The organism is Agrobacterium sp. 33MFTa1.1 (assembly GCF_004328495.1).
GTDB classification, from domain to species: Bacteria; Pseudomonadota; Alphaproteobacteria; order Rhizobiales; family Rhizobiaceae; genus Agrobacterium; species Agrobacterium pusense.
In genome coordinates this window covers 999,496-1,013,801 of record NZ_CP036358.1, presented here as the reverse complement: position 1 = coordinate 1,013,801, position 14,306 = coordinate 999,496, and the positions used below count along the sequence as shown (strand labels likewise).

At 59.0% G+C, this 14,306-nt stretch carries 16 protein-coding genes; 5 read left to right on the top strand and 11 right to left on the bottom strand.

All coding sequences use genetic code 11. The annotated features are described in order from the left end of the window. Positions 1-18 precede the first annotated feature (18 nt). The 6 genes from frr to EYD00_RS05105 all read right to left on the bottom strand — a co-directional run bounded on the left by frr (position 19) and on the right by EYD00_RS05105 (position 4,544). Positions 19-576: a ribosome recycling factor gene (frr, locus tag EYD00_RS05125; protein WP_004441558.1), complete on the bottom strand. Its 558-nt coding sequence runs from the start codon at positions 574-576 to the stop codon at positions 19-21. Positions 577-637: 61 nt separating this feature from the next. Continuing rightward, positions 638-1,360, bottom strand: a complete 723-nt coding sequence (gene pyrH / locus EYD00_RS05120) for a UMP kinase (RefSeq protein WP_003502561.1) — start codon at positions 1,358-1,360, stop codon at positions 638-640. A gap of 97 nt (positions 1,361-1,457) precedes the next feature. Beyond that, entirely contained in the window at positions 1,458-2,384 is a 927-nt protein-coding gene (gene tsf, locus EYD00_RS05115; protein WP_004441554.1) for a translation elongation factor Ts, read from the bottom strand. A 357-nt stretch (positions 2,385-2,741) separates the two neighbouring features. Further along, complete coding sequence (gene rpsB, locus EYD00_RS05110) at positions 2,742-3,509, bottom strand: 30S ribosomal protein S2 (RefSeq protein WP_003502558.1); 768 nt, start codon at positions 3,507-3,509, stop codon at positions 2,742-2,744. A 6-nt stretch (positions 3,510-3,515) separates the two neighbouring features. Then, on the bottom strand, positions 3,516-3,641 hold the full coding sequence (locus tag EYD00_RS26160; RefSeq protein ID WP_003512833.1) for a hypothetical protein: 126 nt from the start codon (positions 3,639-3,641) through the stop codon (positions 3,516-3,518). A gap of 60 nt (positions 3,642-3,701) precedes the next feature. Next, positions 3,702-4,544 (bottom strand): cell envelope integrity EipB family protein, encoded by an 843-nt coding sequence (locus tag EYD00_RS05105; RefSeq protein ID WP_034495726.1) that lies wholly within the window; start codon positions 4,542-4,544, stop codon positions 3,702-3,704. A 116-nt stretch (positions 4,545-4,660) separates the two neighbouring features. Here EYD00_RS05105 and EYD00_RS05100 point away from each other — a divergent pair, with 116 nt between their 5' ends. The 4 genes from EYD00_RS05100 to EYD00_RS05085 are packed head-to-tail and all read left to right on the top strand — an operon-like array spanning position 4,661 to position 7,512. After that, positions 4,661-5,131, top strand: a complete 471-nt coding sequence (locus EYD00_RS05100; protein WP_004441543.1) for a RidA family protein — start codon at positions 4,661-4,663, stop codon at positions 5,129-5,131. After that, positions 5,128-5,868 (top strand): glycerophosphodiester phosphodiesterase, encoded by a 741-nt coding sequence (locus EYD00_RS05095; RefSeq protein ID WP_004441541.1) that lies wholly within the window; start codon positions 5,128-5,130, stop codon positions 5,866-5,868. The genes EYD00_RS05100 and EYD00_RS05095 overlap by 4 nt, the downstream gene beginning before the upstream one ends. Then, on the top strand, positions 5,865-7,058 hold the full coding sequence (locus EYD00_RS05090) for a GNAT family N-acetyltransferase (RefSeq protein ID WP_004441539.1): 1,194 nt from the start codon (positions 5,865-5,867) through the stop codon (positions 7,056-7,058). Before EYD00_RS05095 ends, EYD00_RS05090 begins: the two co-directional genes overlap by 4 nt. A 22-nt stretch (positions 7,059-7,080) precedes the next feature. Next, positions 7,081-7,512, top strand: a complete 432-nt coding sequence (locus EYD00_RS05085) for an HIT family protein (protein WP_004441536.1) — start codon at positions 7,081-7,083, stop codon at positions 7,510-7,512. A gap of 184 nt (positions 7,513-7,696) precedes the next feature. Here the strand turns inward: EYD00_RS05085 and EYD00_RS05080 are convergent, their stop codons facing one another. Continuing rightward, on the bottom strand, positions 7,697-8,539 hold the full coding sequence (locus tag EYD00_RS05080) for an urea carboxylase-associated family protein (protein ID WP_161794433.1): 843 nt from the start codon (positions 8,537-8,539) through the stop codon (positions 7,697-7,699). Between the two features lie 118 nt (positions 8,540-8,657). Between EYD00_RS05080 and EYD00_RS05075 the strand changes: the two genes are divergently transcribed. After that, entirely contained in the window at positions 8,658-9,536 is an 879-nt protein-coding gene (locus tag EYD00_RS05075; RefSeq protein WP_004441528.1) for a LysR family transcriptional regulator, read from the top strand. On the opposite strand, the gene EYD00_RS05070 is transcribed toward EYD00_RS05075, so the two are convergent. From EYD00_RS05070 to clpA, 4 genes are all read right to left on the bottom strand, one after another. Then, positions 9,520-10,470, bottom strand: coding sequence for a phosphatase PAP2 family protein (locus EYD00_RS05070; RefSeq protein ID WP_004441524.1), 951 nt, complete (start codon positions 10,468-10,470; stop codon positions 9,520-9,522). The two genes, EYD00_RS05075 and EYD00_RS05070, sit on opposite strands and share 17 nt — an antisense overlap. A gap of 55 nt (positions 10,471-10,525) precedes the next feature. Next, positions 10,526-10,870 (bottom strand): AzlD domain-containing protein, encoded by a 345-nt coding sequence (locus EYD00_RS05065; protein ID WP_004441522.1) that lies wholly within the window; start codon positions 10,868-10,870, stop codon positions 10,526-10,528. Beyond that, positions 10,867-11,625, bottom strand: a complete 759-nt coding sequence (locus tag EYD00_RS05060; protein ID WP_004441519.1) for an AzlC family ABC transporter permease — start codon at positions 11,623-11,625, stop codon at positions 10,867-10,869. Before EYD00_RS05060 ends, EYD00_RS05065 begins: the two co-directional genes overlap by 4 nt. Before the next feature lie 165 nt (positions 11,626-11,790). Further along, positions 11,791-14,298, bottom strand: a complete 2,508-nt coding sequence (gene clpA / locus EYD00_RS05055) for an ATP-dependent Clp protease ATP-binding subunit ClpA (RefSeq protein ID WP_004441518.1) — start codon at positions 14,296-14,298, stop codon at positions 11,791-11,793. Positions 14,299-14,306 lie beyond the last annotated feature (8 nt).

The following is a 14,306-nucleotide window of genomic DNA, read 5'->3' as shown; positions in this document are numbered from 1 at the left end:
GGTCTATCGCAGGCGATATCAGACCTGCATGATTTCCTTTTCCTTCTCGGCAAGCAAGCGGTCAATTTCCGAAATCGTGTCGTCGGTCATTTTCTGCACCTTTTCCGACTGGCCACGGCTTTCGTCCTGACCGATGTCGCCATCCTTTTCGGCTTTTTTCAGACCGTCCATGCCATCACGACGGACATGGCGAATCGCCACCTTGGATTTTTCGGCATAGTCATGGGCGACCTTGACGAGCGACTTGCGGCGCTCTTCATTGAGTTCAGGCAACGGAATTCTGAGGTTCTGGCCGTCAACTATCGGGTTGAGGCCAAGGTTGGATTCGCGGATGGCACGGTCGACAGCGTTGACCATCGACTTGTCCCAGATGTTGACGCCGAGCATGCGCGGCTCGGGAACGGTGATGTTGGCCACCTGGTTGAGCGGCACACGCGAACCGTAGGCGTCGACGGTCACTGGGTCCAGAATGTTGGCCGACGCGCGGCCGGTGCGCAGCGACGCGATATCGCTCTTGAACGCATTGATGGCGCCATCCATACGGCGCTTGATATCGTTGAGGTCAACACCACTCATCTTGATACTCCATCTTGTCGGCCAGCGGCCGTATTCGCCCCAGGGGCGGCATCGTTTTGGATTATTTGTCGTGCACGATGGTCTTGCGGCCGCCGCCGGTCAATATCTGTGCAAAACCGCCCTTCTCATGGATCGAGAAAACAATGATCGGGATGTGGTTTTCGCGGGCAAGGGCGACAGCGGCGATATCCATGACCGCGAGCCCCTTGCCGAGCACTTCGCTATGGGTCAGCTCATCAAAGCGGGTTGCCGTCGGGTCCTTCTTTGGGTCAGCGGAATAGATGCCGTCCACCTGGGTTCCCTTGAAGATCGCCTCTGCGCCCATTTCGGCGGCGCGCAGTGCAGCAGCGGAATCGGTGGTGAAGAACGGGTTGCCCGTACCGCCGGCGAAAATCACCACGCGGCCCTGGGCCAGATGATGAAGGGCGGCACGCTGGGAGAAGCTCTCACAGATCTCGGGCATGGCGATTGCCGAAAGAACGACAGTGTCGATGCTGAGCTTGCGGAGCGAGGTGGCAAGGGCCAGCGCGTTGATGACGGTTGCCAGCATGCCCATATGGTCGCCGGTGACGCGGTCGCCGCCCTTGGATGCCACGGCCACGCCGCGAAAGATATTGCCGCCGCCGACGACAACGCCGACTTCAACGCCCATCGCCCTTGCCTCGGCGATATCGGAGGCAATGCGGTCGGCCACCGCCACATCGATACCGAAACCCTGATCACCCATGAGGGCTTCGCCGGAAGCCTTGAGAAGAACGCGTTTGTAGATCGGCTTGGAAGACATCATGACTCCTCGGAAATGTAACCGAAACGCGGATACACGAAGGGCACCGCGTTGTCACGCGATGCCCTCCCGTTTTCCCAAGATTGGGTAAATATAATCAGCCCTTGGCGACGGCTGCGACTTCAGCTGCGAAATCGCTTTCTTCCTTTTCGACGCCTTCGCCGAGCAGCAGGCGAACCATGCCGGTAACTTCGATGGAAGCGCCAGCTTCCTTCTCGGCTTCCTTGACGGCAGCGCCGACGGTCAGGTCGGGGTTGATGACGAAAGCCTGCGACAGAAGGGCGACTTCTTCGAAGAACTTGCGCATGCGGCCATCGACCATCTTTTCGATGATGGCTTCGGGCTTGCCGGATTCGCGGGCCTGTTCGATGAAGACGTTGCGCTCGCGCTCAGCAACGGCAGCGTCGACTTCTTCAGCACGGATGGCGAGCGGGTTGGTTGCAGCGATGTGCATGGCAACCTGGCGGCCGATGGAGTTGAGAACTGCCTTGTCGCCTTCCGACTTCAGCGCAACGAGAACGCCGAGCTTGCCGATGCCGTCGCCGGCAGCGTTGTGGATGTAGGTCGCGACAACGCCGTGCGGCACTTCCAGCGCAGCGGAACGACGCAGCGTCATGTTCTCGCCGATCGTTGCGATCGCGTCCTTGATGCTGTCGGAAACGGACTTGCCGGTTGCCGGATAGGTGGCAGCGGAAACAGCGTCAACGGTGCCATCGGTGGAGAGAGCAACCTGGGCGATGCCGCGGATGAGGTCCTGGAAAGCGTCGTTACGGGCAACGAAGTCGGTTTCCGAGTTCAGCTCGACAACGACAGCCTTGTGACCCATGGTGGCAACGCCGACCAGACCTTCGGCAGCCGTGCGGCCGGACTTCTTGTCGGCCTTCGCGATGCCCTTGGCGCGCAGCCAGTCGATCGCCGCTTCCATGTCGCCATTGGTTTCAGCAAGAGCCTTCTTGCAGTCCATCATGCCTGCGCCAGACTTTTCGCGCAGTTCCTTCACCATTGCGGCTGTGATTTCGGTCATTGTGTGCCTCTTATCGGTTCGATCGGTCAGCCGGCGGAATTTGCCGTGCCGAAGTTCTGGGTGATGACTGTACCCGGCCGCACACCCTTTGAAACCCTGAGGTTCCGACAAGGGGCATGCGCATTCCCAAGTGCTGCGGCGTCGCCAAACATCGAAATGATGGGTGCCGCTCTAGTGTGACAGCGTTATGAAGACTGCCTGCCGTTCCAACCACCTCGGACGCCTGTGGTTTCCAGAAACCGTGGCGGAGCGGTTAGAAACGAACAAGGCCGTCAACCCATTGAAGGTCTTTGACGGCCTTGTCATATCCTGGTCGAGGAGACGGCGATACGGGATCGCCGCCAGACAGGGCCTATATCAGGCGCCAGCCTCGTCTTCGAGAGCGGGCTCGATCGGAGCTTCTTCAGAAGCGCCGATGTCGCGGCCGGAAGCGCCCTGCTGACGGGCAATACCGTCGATGGCAGCGCGGGCGATCAGGTCGCAATAAAGCGAGATGGCGCGCGAAGCATCGTCGTTACCCGGGATCGGGTAGTCGATGTGATCCGGATCGCAGTTGCTGTCGATGATCGCAACGACCGGAATGCCAAGACGCTTGGCTTCTTCGATCGCGATCTTTTCCTTGTTGGTGTCGATGATGAACATCAGGTCCGGAACGCCGCCCATATCGCGGATACCGCCGAGAGCCTTTTCAAGCTTTTCGCGTTCGCGCTCAAGGTTCAGGCGTTCCTTCTTGGAGTAGCCAGAGCCTTCCGAGTTCAGGATCTCGTCAACCTTGCGCAGGCGCTGGATCGAGTTCGAGATGGTCTTCCAGTTGGTCATCATGCCGCCGAGCCAGCGGGAGTTGACGTAGTACTGGGCCGAACGCTTTGCGCTGTCGGCGATGATTTCGGACGCCTGGCGCTTGGTGCCAACGAACAGAACGCGGCCGCCACGGGCAACGGTGTCGGACACGACCTGAAGGGCGCGCGACAGCATCGGAACGGTCTGAGCCAGGTCGATGATGTGGATGTTGTTACGGTCGCCGAAGATGTACGGCTTCATCTTCGGGTTCCAGCGGTGCGTCTGGTGGCCGAAGTGAACACCAGCTTCCAGAAGCTGGCGCATAGAAAAATCGGGCAATGCCATGCCTTGTTACTCCTTTTCCGGTTTAACCCCCGCGAAGCGAACAGCGCCGATTTTCATCGACACCACCGGGCGGAACGGACCGGATTTCTCCCGGAACATCCCAAGCTTCGCGTGTGGAATGGTGAGCCGCATACAGTCGCCTGCTTAAAAATGCAAGCGATTATGCGAAAAAACCGCGCAAATGGCCCCGTTTCAGCGCACGGGCTTGTTTTCGCAGGTTTCGGGCTTGAGAATATCAAGCTTCGCAAGCTTTCCCGTCAGAACGAAATCACCGTAATCCATGGTGAGATCGCGGGTGATTCCGTTTTCATAAAGCTTGAACGACATGCGGTAGATCGGCAAAGCGTCGGTGCCGGTCTTGTCGTTGTAATAGGCGATGGTCACCGGCCAGAAGGCGGCCTTGGCGAAATCGCCCGCCTTGCCGGCATCCGCGTCCCCGTCCTTCGGTGTCTGCGCCTTGCCGACCAGCGTCGAGGTGATCAGGCTTTCATCACCATCATCCGACCCGTCGAAAATACGGGATTCGAAAATGCGCTTTCCCTGCTTCGCGTGCTCGATGACCTGAAACATGTGTTGTGTCGGGAATTCACTTGCGACCAGACTGACCTGGCGGGCATCCGGACGGGTCAGGTCGACCTTCACGCCATCGCTGCTGTCGGTTGCCGCCCCCTGCACTTCCTTGTCCAGCTTGTCATCGGTGTAGGACTTGGTGTCGAAGGTGAATTTTTTGGCGGCAATGTCTTCGAACGTCGTCGTCTGCTGATCCGTCATCCGCACGGCATCGCCCGTGTTGATCTGCGTTACGAAACGGAAATCCGTCTTGTAACCCTGGCAGGCGGAGCCGGTGAACTCATAGACCATGCGACCAGTCATGCCTTCGATGCCGGAGCGATCGGACGCATCCTTGAGTTCGAGGTCGTAGACGGCGCGATGTGCAATGAGATCGGGAACCGCGACGGGCAAGGCGCTGGCGGCGTTCGACAGGCCGGTCATAAGCCCTGTTGCGGCAACGAAACCAAGCGTCCTGACAAACATGCAATATCTCCTGTTGGACTCGCCGCTCATATTGTACAAGCAACCGCCCGGCTTTTGGATCAACATCTTCTGAATGCCGGATTCTTGAAGGATTTACAACAAAACCGGAGACGAAAATGTCGGACGTCATCGAAGGCCGCCTCAAGGAACTAGGCTTTACGCTTCCTGTTGCGGCAGCACCAGCCGCAAACTACGTTCCGTTCACCATCAGCGGCAATCTGCTTTATGTATCGGGTCAACTGCCGATGGAATCGGGCAAGATTGCGGTGACGGGCCTCGTTGGCCGCGATGTCGACGTGGCAGGCGCCCAGCGCGCAGCCGAACTTTGCGCCGTGAACATTCTCGCACAGGTCAAGGCCGCCTTGAATGGCGATCTGTCGAAAGTCCGCCGCGTCATCAAGCTGAACGGCTTTGTGGCTTCCGTTCCCGAGTTCGTTGAGCAACATCTCGTCATCAACGGTGCATCGAACCTCATCGCCAATGTTCTGGGCGAAGCCGGCAAACATGCCCGCGCCGCCGTCGGCATGGCCGCCCTGCCCTTCAATGCATCGGTCGAAATCGACGCCATCGTGGAAATCGACGTATGACACTGAAACTTTCCTGGCTGACGGCCCAGCCCGTCGCCCATCGCGGTTATCATGATCTCAACAAGGCGGTCTGGGAAAACACGCTCTCCGCCTTTTCCCGCGCCGTCGAGGCCGGTTTTGCGATCGAATGCGACGTTCAGCTAGCGGCAGACAGTGTGCCGGTGGTTTTCCATGATCACGACCTGGAAAGGCTGACCGGCATCAAGGGCGATGTGCGTGAACGCACCTCGGCGGAGCTGGCAATGCTTTCCGTCGGCCAAACCAAGGATCGCGTTCCGAGCCTCAAGCAGCTGCTGGCTCTCGTGGCCGGCAGGGTGCCGCTGGTTATTGAGCTGAAGGGCCGCGAGGGCGAAGGCGTCGATGACGGCTTTGCCGAAGCGGTGCTGGAAGACCTCGAGGGCTATAACGGCCACGTGGCGCTGATGAGCTTCGACCACCATCTGCTGAAGGACCTGAAGGCTGCGGGCTCGCCCTGGCCGCTCGGGCTGACGGCCGAAGGCGATAGGCCGGAGGACTTCTTCAGACATGACGACGCCATGCAGCTGGGGCTCGATTTCATCTCCTATCATTGGGGTCACCTGCCCAACAGCTTCATTGAAGCGCAAAGAAAACTCGGGCTTCCGGTGATTACCTGGACGGTCAGGGATGAAAATGCGCGCGAGACGACCTATAAATATGCGGACCAGATGACATTCGAAGGTTTCGACCCGAGAGAGAACCCGTCCACCACGGCATGACAGAAGATTATTCCATCAGCATTGCGCAGTCCTTCGCGGACATCGATCCGGAAAGCTGGAAACGGCTTTCCGGAACATCGCGCGATGCATCAGGAAAATCTTACAACCCGTTCATATCGCATGAATTCCTGTCTTCCATGGAAGACTCCGGCTCGGCCACCGCCAAGACTGGCTGGCTGGGGCACCACCTGCTGCTGGAAAACGCTGCAGGCACCCTTATTGGCGCCGTTCCTGCCTACCTGAAAAACCACAGCAAGGGCGAATACGTCTTCGATCACGGCTGGGCAGATGCCTTCGAGCGGGCTGGCGGGCATTATTATCCGAAATTGCAATGCTCAGTGCCCTTTACCCCGGCGACGGGCCCGCGGCTGCTGGTTGCCAACGGCGAAGATGTCGGACGATTCAAGCCGCTCCTTGCCTCCGGTCTTGCACAAGTGACCGAGAAGATCGGCGTTTCCTCGGCTCACGTCACGTTTCTGGAAGAGGATGACCTATCCGCTCTTCTGCCATGCGATTTCCTGCATCGTACGGACCAGCAATTCCATTTCATCAATGACGGTTATCGCGATCACAACGATTTCCTCGATGCGCTGTCATCACGCAAGCGCAAGGGGCTCAAGAAGGAACGCCGATCAGCGCTGGAACACGGCATCGAGATCGACTGGCTGACGGGGTCCGACCTGACGGAGGACATCTGGGACCAGTTTTTCGCCTTCTACATGGATACCGGCAGCCGTAAATGGGGCCGGCCCTATCTGACCCGGGAATTTTATTCGCTGATCGGCGAGCGAATGGCCGATGACGTGCTGCTGGTCATGGCGAAACGCGAGGGGCGCTATATTGCCGGTGCGATCAACTTTATCGGCTCGGACGCGCTTTACGGCCGGCACTGGGGCTGCATCGAGGATCATCCTTTTCTGCATTTCGAGGTCTGCTACCATCAGGCGATCGATTTCGCGCTGTCCAAGGGTTTGAAACGAGTGGAAGCCGGTGCGCAGGGCGAACACAAGCTGGCGCGCGGTTACGTGCCGGTCACCACCCATTCGGCGCATTTCATCGTCCACCCGGGCCTGCGCCGCGCCATTGCCGATTATCTTCAGCGGGAGCGCGAAGAGGTCGAGCATATCGGCGATTACCTTGATGAACACACGCCTTTCCGCAAGGGCGAAAGACAGGAACCGGACGCATAGTCCGACATACGGAGAGAGCAGAATGACGGCCAGCGCCTATGACGACAACAATATCTTCGCAAAAATCCTGCGCGGCGAAATTCCGAGCCATAAGCTTTACGAGGACGAGCATACTCTGGCCTTCATGGATGTGATGCCGCAGGCCCCGGGCCATCTGCTCGTCGTTCCCAAAACCGGCTCCCGCAACCTGCTCGACGCCGATCCCGAAGTGCTGGCGAAAACCATTCCGGTGGTGCAAAAACTCGCAGTCGCGGCAAAGGAAGCCTTCGATGCGGACGGCGTTTTCATCGCCCAGTTCAACGAACCGGCCGCTGGCCAGACCGTTTTCCACCTGCACTTCCACGTCATTCCACGCAAGGAAGGCGAGCCGCTGAAGCCGCACTCGGGCGTGATGGCCGATGGTGACGTGCTGAAGGCTCACGCAGAGAAGATAAAGGCGGCGCTCGCCTCGTGACGGGCGCCAAGACACCCGCGCGTTTGTCGCGGCCTCCGCACGCCGTTGTCACAGACCCGATCCCTCGGCTGGCGCGATCAAGTTCTCGATCGCGCTAGCTTTAAGGCGCAGAAGCGCCCTGGCTGCACGCGGCATCATTCTCTGGCCTGTTCGGGAACGCACACGGCGGCAATATTGTTTGCAGTCACGCCGGAGGGCGATAGGCATTCCTCTCCGGCCATGGCCAGCCTTCAAGCATCGTCGGATCCGGCCGGTAGATCTCTACCTGCAGCGGATAACAGGCCGCCGTATCGCTGGAATGCGTGGCGCTGCAATCCCCTCCCGGGCAGGCGGACAGCGCGCCGATGAGATCGATTTCCGCAAAGAACTCGAGATAATCGCCCGGACGCACCGGACTTGCCTTCATGAAATACTGGTGGGTGTCGCGGGTGAACCCCGTGCACATGAAGACGTTCAACACATCATGAACATGCGGCTCCGCCTGCCGGAACGAAAGGCCCTTGGCGGAAGCAAGCGCGTTCGTGAGGTTGGAGTGGCAACAATGATGATAATCGCCGCCGCTGAGCAGCTTGTTCGTGTAGGGATCGCAGCGCGTGCCGATCACGTCATGCACACCGCCGCCGTCCTCGTCCCAGCCATACCATGACAGCGTGTCATGGGTGATGGTCGCCATCGGCCGAAGGGATGGCAGGTTGCTCCACAACCGGTTGCCGACAGAAACATGGGTGGCATGCAGCGCGCGGGTCTTGCCGCTGAAAAACCGTTCATTCAGATCATGCGCATTCCAGAGGTTCAAATCCCCCACCTGCGGGCCTTCGATACTGACGATGCGGAAAAAATGGCCCTTCGGAACATTGAAGGTTCGGCCGTCACGCGGCGGCACGATAACCTCATCGATCTTTTCCATGCTCCCGCGTGCTTTTTCCAAAAGCGCAAGGTCGGGAGTCTCAAGTGTGCCGTTCGGGTAAACGACGACAGGCGAAATGGCGCGGCGCGCGGCGGCGTCTTCGGGTTCGGCAACAGGCATTCGGGGCATGAAATCCTCTGAGCAATGTAATGTCGGAGGGAAATTGCGGTACGAATGACCGGGTGACAAGATGGGTTCTTCTTGCGCTCAGACCAAGTTTTACTTACCCTTTTTTCTCATGATGTTGCCTCCGCTCGCCACTCTCCGCGCCTTCGAGGCGGCCGCCAGGAAAGGCAGTTTTGCCTTGGCCGCTCTTGAACTCGGCATGACGGCGACCGCCGTCAGCCAGCATATACGCAATCTCGAGGCATGGCTTGGTGTTGCACTCTTCGAACGGCATGCCAGGGGCGTAACACTGACGCCGGCCGGGAAGGATTTCGGGGGCACGGTTTCCTCAAGCCTCAGGCAGATCGCTTCCGGCGCAGAACGCATACGCGGCCGTCGCGATCGCATCACGGTCCGCCTCGCCAGCCTGCCTTCAGTCATTGCGCATTTTCTGACGCCGCGGCTTCCGCGTTTCCGGGCGATGCATCCCGATATTCAAGTGTCCATCAGCTATCTCGGCGCCAGGCAGGCCGTGCCGGCCGATCTCGCCATAGAGCACGGCGTGTCTGCCGGGCCAAATGCCGTGGCGCTTTTCAGCGCCGAGACGCGCCCCACCTGCGCTCCCGGTTACGCTGCCCAATTCGGTCCGTTCAGCGCGGTTGCCAGCCTGTTGCAGGCGGAATTGCTGCATGACGATAGCGAAATGGCCTGGCGGGCCTGGTTCGCCGCCGCCGGCACGGTCCCGCCGAATAGCACCGGCCCGATTTTCGCGGATTTCAATCTTCTCGTAACAGCGCTGAAGGCCGGCCAGGGCGTCGGTCTCTGTCCGACAGAACTTCTGCGCGACGAGATTGCGAAAGGCGAACTGACCGTTCTCTTCGAGCGCGCCGCCGACAAGGACAAATATTACTGGCTGGTGGAAACGGCGGAAATGAGTACATCGGCGAGGCTTCTGGCGAACTGGCTGTTGGCAGAAGCACGCGAAGCCGGGGCGACTATTCCGCCACCATGACCTGCCCGGCCGCCTCGGCCGTCCTTTCCATGCGCTCTTTTGCCGACAACCATTGGAGCAACCGGCCCGAGACAGCGCAGATGATGGCAAAAGCGACGAGACCGCCAAAAACATCCGAGAGGTGATGCCCGCCCTGCACGAGGACGGCCGGCAGCATCAACAGGTTAAGCGGCAGTATGACGAGCATCGCCCACCAGTGCCTTGGTGCGAACCAGACAGACATTGCCGCCATGAAGATGTGGAACGATGGAAAACCGATAAGTCCCAGGACGCTTTTAGGGGAAAGGTAGTCAACGCCCTGCGTCGAAAGACGGTTCAGTTCCTGCCCATACTCATTGCCCACCGCCAGAGGAATTGCCTGGGAGACCCATTGGGGCAGCGCCATATAGGCAGATGGTCCGAATGTCGGGAAAAATATCCAGAAAACAATGCTCGCAAAAGCGCCCAGCACCCCGGTGACGAGGAAATGATGCAGCAGCCGGTTCTTGCCCGTAAAGCCCAGAGTGAGGACAATCAATAGAAGCTGGGGAAGTGATGTCGCATAAACGAAGAACAGGATTGTCCCGATCCACGAATGCGTTGCCGCCCAGATGACAATGTCCTTCCAACTATAGCCAAATGCCGCGTCCACAGCGAAGAGCACATTATCGATCGTCGGGAACGCAATTGGCAGGAACATATAGTTGAAGATGGAGGCCGCGAGCGTGAAGAGGATAAAAAGCCCTCCCGACATGAGGGCGGCAGCTATACGGTAATCGCGCCCGCTTCTGCGATAGAATTGACCAAGAAGAAAGACGCCGGCACCCGCGAATACACACAGGAAGTACCCGGCATAATCCACGCTGATGCCCCTTGCTGCAATCAAGGCTGCATCAACGACAAATAATAAAGCGATAAAGCCAACGACGAAACGTTCCGCTGCAAATAATCGCATGGCGCTGGATCCCTGTTTTGATCGCGCAGTCTAAACAGGGAGTTTTAATACCAGGTTAGAAACCCAGCGCGAAAAGTCCGCCTGCCAGGAGCACGATCGGCACCGCGACGCCGACGATGACGCGTTGGCCGGCGGCCAGAAAGGCAATAAAGCCGAGTACTGCCGCACCGATACGCAGCCACATCGGCGAGGACTCAAGCGTTCCGGTCGGAAACACGATCAGCTTGGCGGTGACCGCCATGACGAGTGACGTGGCAACCGCCCTCACCCAATAAAGCGCCTCGGAATCCTCTTTCAACCGGTTACCGGCGAGAACACCGAGCCAGCGCCAGAGATCGGTCGCCAGCCAGCCTGCGATTGCGATGAAGAGATAGGGTGCCCACCAATGGTCGCTCATCATGGTTCACTCTCCGGTGAGGCCGGTTTCATCCTGCGGCGGAATATGAGGCGATCGATTGCATAAGCCACCGTGCCTCCACCGATACCGGCATAAAGGATGTCGAATTCGGGCGCGAGGACCGCAAAGGCCGGACCGGCGATGACGCCGATGACAAAGGCGACCTTGACGACGGAGTGGCGCGCGGAAGCCCAGATGGACGCGATGAAATAAACCGGCGTCAGGAAGAACAGGACACCAGCAACCAGCGGCGGAAACGCGGCGACGACACCGTAACACAGGCCAACGATGATGGCATTGACGACGGTGAGCGTGATGCCAAACCCGGCAAACCAGGCGGCGCGGGCCTCCCGCGGCACCTTTGAAAGGTTCTGTGTTGCAAAGACCCACGCCGTAATCGCAACGAAATGCGAAAGGAACAGCAAAATCCAGGTCGGCGTCTTCGCGCCGCGCATTTCGGGAACGATGGAGGCCACCATCGGCATCATACGTACCGATGACAATGTCACCGCCAGAAAACAGGCGGCAAGATTGGCGCCGCCGACCATGGAGCCGATCAGGATCATCTTGGCGGGCAATGCCCAGATGAACAGCGTCATGAACACGGCTTCACCGCGGGCTACGCCCGATTCCAGTGCAAAAGCGCTGAAACCGACGAAGGATGTCATGAGAATAAGGGACGGCAGCGAGAATATGCCCCGCATTCCCCTGAAAAACCAGCCGCGCAATGGGATGGTGTCGCTATCGGCATTTTGCATTGCGAACCCACTCGTGCATGTCGTCTGAAATGCCGTGGCATCGCGGCAACGTCATACAGACGGAGAAATGAAGACTTGCCGCCGATTCCATTAAAGAGCGGCACGCTTCATGCATAAAAATGCCGGGCTTTCGCCCGGCATCTGTTTATCGATCAAAGACCGCGGTCACTTCTTCTTCGGTACCTTCGGTACGGCGTTGGCCTTGCGCCGCGGCTTTTCGGCATCGTCGGACTTGTCAGCTTCGGCGACGAGGACATCCGCCTCTTCCTTCGCTTTAGCAGCCTTGGAAGATGTTTTCGCCTTTGCCTTGCCGGGGGACTTCGCCGCCTTGAGTTCGGCTTCCGGCTGCGGCTTGACGGGTGCGGTCTCCGGCAGAACCTCGAGTATGAGGCCATCGGCACCGTCATCCTTCTTGCCGACGGTGACACTGACGACGCCGCCCTTTTTCAGCTTGCCAAAGAGAATTTCATTGGCGAGCGGCTTCTTGATGTTCTCCTGGATCACACGAGACAGAGGACGGGCGCCCATCTTCTCGTCGTAACCCTTCTCCGCCAGCCAGGAGATCGCATCTTCATGCAGATCGAAGGTGACGTTGCGCTCGGAGAGCTGGGTTTCCAACTGCATGACGAACTTCTGCACGACCTTGTGGATAACGGCGGTCGGGAGCGGCGAGAACGGAATGATCGCGTCCAGACGGTTGCGGAACTCCGGCGTGAACAGGCGGTTGATCGCCTCTTCATCTTCACCAGTGCGGCGCGAAGAACCGAAACCGATGGCGGATTTCGCCATTTCGGAAGCGCCCGCATTGGTCGTCATGATGAGGATGACGTTGCGGAAGTCGATTTTCTTGCCGTTGTGGTCGGTCAGCGAGCCGTGGTCCATCACCTGCAACAGGATGTTGTAGATGTCAGGATGCGCCTTTTCGATTTCGTCCAGCAGCACCACGGAATGCGGATGCTGATCGACGCCATCGGTCAGAAGACCGCCCTGGTCGAAGCCGACATAGCCGGGAGGCGCACCAAGCAGGCGCGACACGGTATGACGTTCCATGTACTCCGACATATCGAAGCGCAGCATCTCGACGCCGAGCGAGGCGGCGAGCTGCTTGGCCACTTCCGTCTTGCCCACCCCTGTCGGGCCGGAGAAGACATAGGAGCCGATCGGCTTGTTCGGTTCGCGCAGACCGGCACGGGCCAACTTGATGGCCGTGGCAAGCGCCTCGATGGCGATGTCCTGCCCATAAACGACGGAGCGCAGTTCCTTCTCGAGGTTGGCGAGAACCATCTCGTCATCCTTGGACACCGTCTTCGCGGGAATACGGGCCATCGTCGCGATGGTCGCCTCGATTTCCCGTTCCGTGATCAGCTTGCGGCGCTTGGAAACAGGCAGCAGCATCTGCGCTGCACCGGTCTCGTCGATCACGTCGATCGCCTTGTCCGGCAGCTTGCGGTCCGAGATATAGCGGGCCGACAGCTCGACAGCAGCCTTGATCGCCTCATTGGAATATCTGAGGTGATGGTAATCCTCGAAATAGGGCTTCAGGCCCTTCATGATCGCAATCGCATCATCGATCGACGGCTCGTTGACATCGATTTTCTGGAAACGACGCACGAGCGCACGATCTTTCTCGAAGAACTGGCGATATTCCTTGTAGGTGGTCGAACCGATGCAGCGGATTGCACCCGACGAAAGCGCAGGCTTCAGCAGGTTAGACGCATCCATCGCGCCGCCGGAGGTCGCGCCCGCACCGATGACGGTGTGGATTTCATCGATGAACAGGACCGCGCCCGGGTACTCTTCGAGTTCCTTGACGACCTGCTTCAGACGCTCTTCGAAATCACCGCGATAACGGGTGCCCGCCAGCAGCGTGCCCATGTCGAGCGAAAAGATCGTGTCATTGGCGAGCGCCTCCGGCACCTTGCCTTCGACGATACGCTTGGCAAGCCCTTCAGCGATCGCCGTCTTGCCGACGCCCGGATCCCCCACATAAAGCGGGTTGTTCTTGGAGCGGCGGCAGAGGATCTGGATGGTGCGGTTTACCTCGTCGTGACGGCCGATCAACGGGTCGATCTTACCGTTTTTCGCCTTTTCATTGAGGTTGACGCAGTAGGCCTTCAAAGCATCCTGCTGCTTCTTGGCGGACGATCCGTCCTCCTCGGGATTGCTGCGGTTCGGCTTGTTTTCGCTTTCCGGTTCGTCAGCGCCACGCGGCGTGCGCGTCTGGGACGTGCCGGGGCGCTTGCCGATACCGTGAGAGATGTAGTTGACCGCATCGTAACGGGTCATTTCCTGTTCCTGCAGGAAATAGGCAGCATGGCTCTCGCGCTCGGCGAAAATCGCCACAAGCACGTTTGCGCCGGTCACTTCCTCGCGGCCGGATGACTGAACATGGATCACGGCGCGCTGGATGACGCGCTGGAAGCCGGATGTGGGTTTGGAATCCTCGTCGTAACCGGTGACGAGGTTGGTCAGTTCATTGTCGACGTAATCGCTGACAGTCTTGCGAAGGGCATCGAGATCGACGTTGCAGGCGCCCATGACGGCTGCGGCATCCGCGTCGTCGATCAGCGCCAGAAGTAGATGTTCGAGCGTCGCATATTCGTGGTGACGCTCATTTGCAAAGGTCAGTGCCTGGTGCAGCGCCTTCTCGAGACTCGGGGAAAAAGTTGGCACGTTGCGAT

Excerpts from the sequence above, each read along its gene's own strand:
- EYD00_RS05085 (WP_004441536.1), top strand. The coding sequence starts at position 7,081 with ATGACGGCCAGCGCCTATGACGACAACAATATCTTCGCAAAAATCCTG.
- frr (WP_004441558.1), bottom strand. The coding sequence starts at position 576 with ATGAGTGGTGTTGACCTCAACGATATCAAGCGCCGTATGGATGGCGCC.
- EYD00_RS05065 (WP_004441522.1), bottom strand. The coding sequence starts at position 10,870 with ATGATGAGCGACCATTGGTGGGCACCCTATCTCTTCATCGCAATCGCA.
- EYD00_RS26160 (WP_003512833.1), bottom strand. The coding sequence starts at position 3,641 with ATGCGGCTCACCATTCCACACGCGAAGCTTGGGATGTTCCGGGAGAAA.
- tsf (WP_004441554.1), bottom strand. The coding sequence starts at position 2,384 with ATGACCGAAATCACAGCCGCAATGGTGAAGGAACTGCGCGAAAAGTCT.
- EYD00_RS05095 (WP_004441541.1), top strand. The coding sequence starts at position 5,128 with ATGACACTGAAACTTTCCTGGCTGACGGCCCAGCCCGTCGCCCATCGC.
- pyrH (WP_003502561.1), bottom strand. The coding sequence starts at position 1,360 with ATGTCTTCCAAGCCGATCTACAAACGCGTTCTTCTCAAGGCTTCCGGC.
- rpsB (WP_003502558.1), bottom strand. The coding sequence starts at position 3,509 with ATGGCATTGCCCGATTTTTCTATGCGCCAGCTTCTGGAAGCTGGTGTT.
- EYD00_RS05060 (WP_004441519.1), bottom strand. The coding sequence starts at position 11,625 with ATGCAAAATGCCGATAGCGACACCATCCCATTGCGCGGCTGGTTTTTC.
- EYD00_RS05090 (WP_004441539.1), top strand. The coding sequence starts at position 5,865 with ATGACAGAAGATTATTCCATCAGCATTGCGCAGTCCTTCGCGGACATC.
- EYD00_RS05080 (WP_161794433.1), bottom strand. The coding sequence starts at position 8,539 with ATGCCTGTTGCCGAACCCGAAGACGCCGCCGCGCGCCGCGCCATTTCG.
- EYD00_RS05075 (WP_004441528.1), top strand. The coding sequence starts at position 8,658 with ATGATGTTGCCTCCGCTCGCCACTCTCCGCGCCTTCGAGGCGGCCGCC.
- EYD00_RS05070 (WP_004441524.1), bottom strand. The coding sequence starts at position 10,470 with ATGCGATTATTTGCAGCGGAACGTTTCGTCGTTGGCTTTATCGCTTTA.
- EYD00_RS05105 (WP_034495726.1), bottom strand. The coding sequence starts at position 4,544 with ATGTTTGTCAGGACGCTTGGTTTCGTTGCCGCAACAGGGCTTATGACC.
- EYD00_RS05100 (WP_004441543.1), top strand. The coding sequence starts at position 4,661 with ATGTCGGACGTCATCGAAGGCCGCCTCAAGGAACTAGGCTTTACGCTT.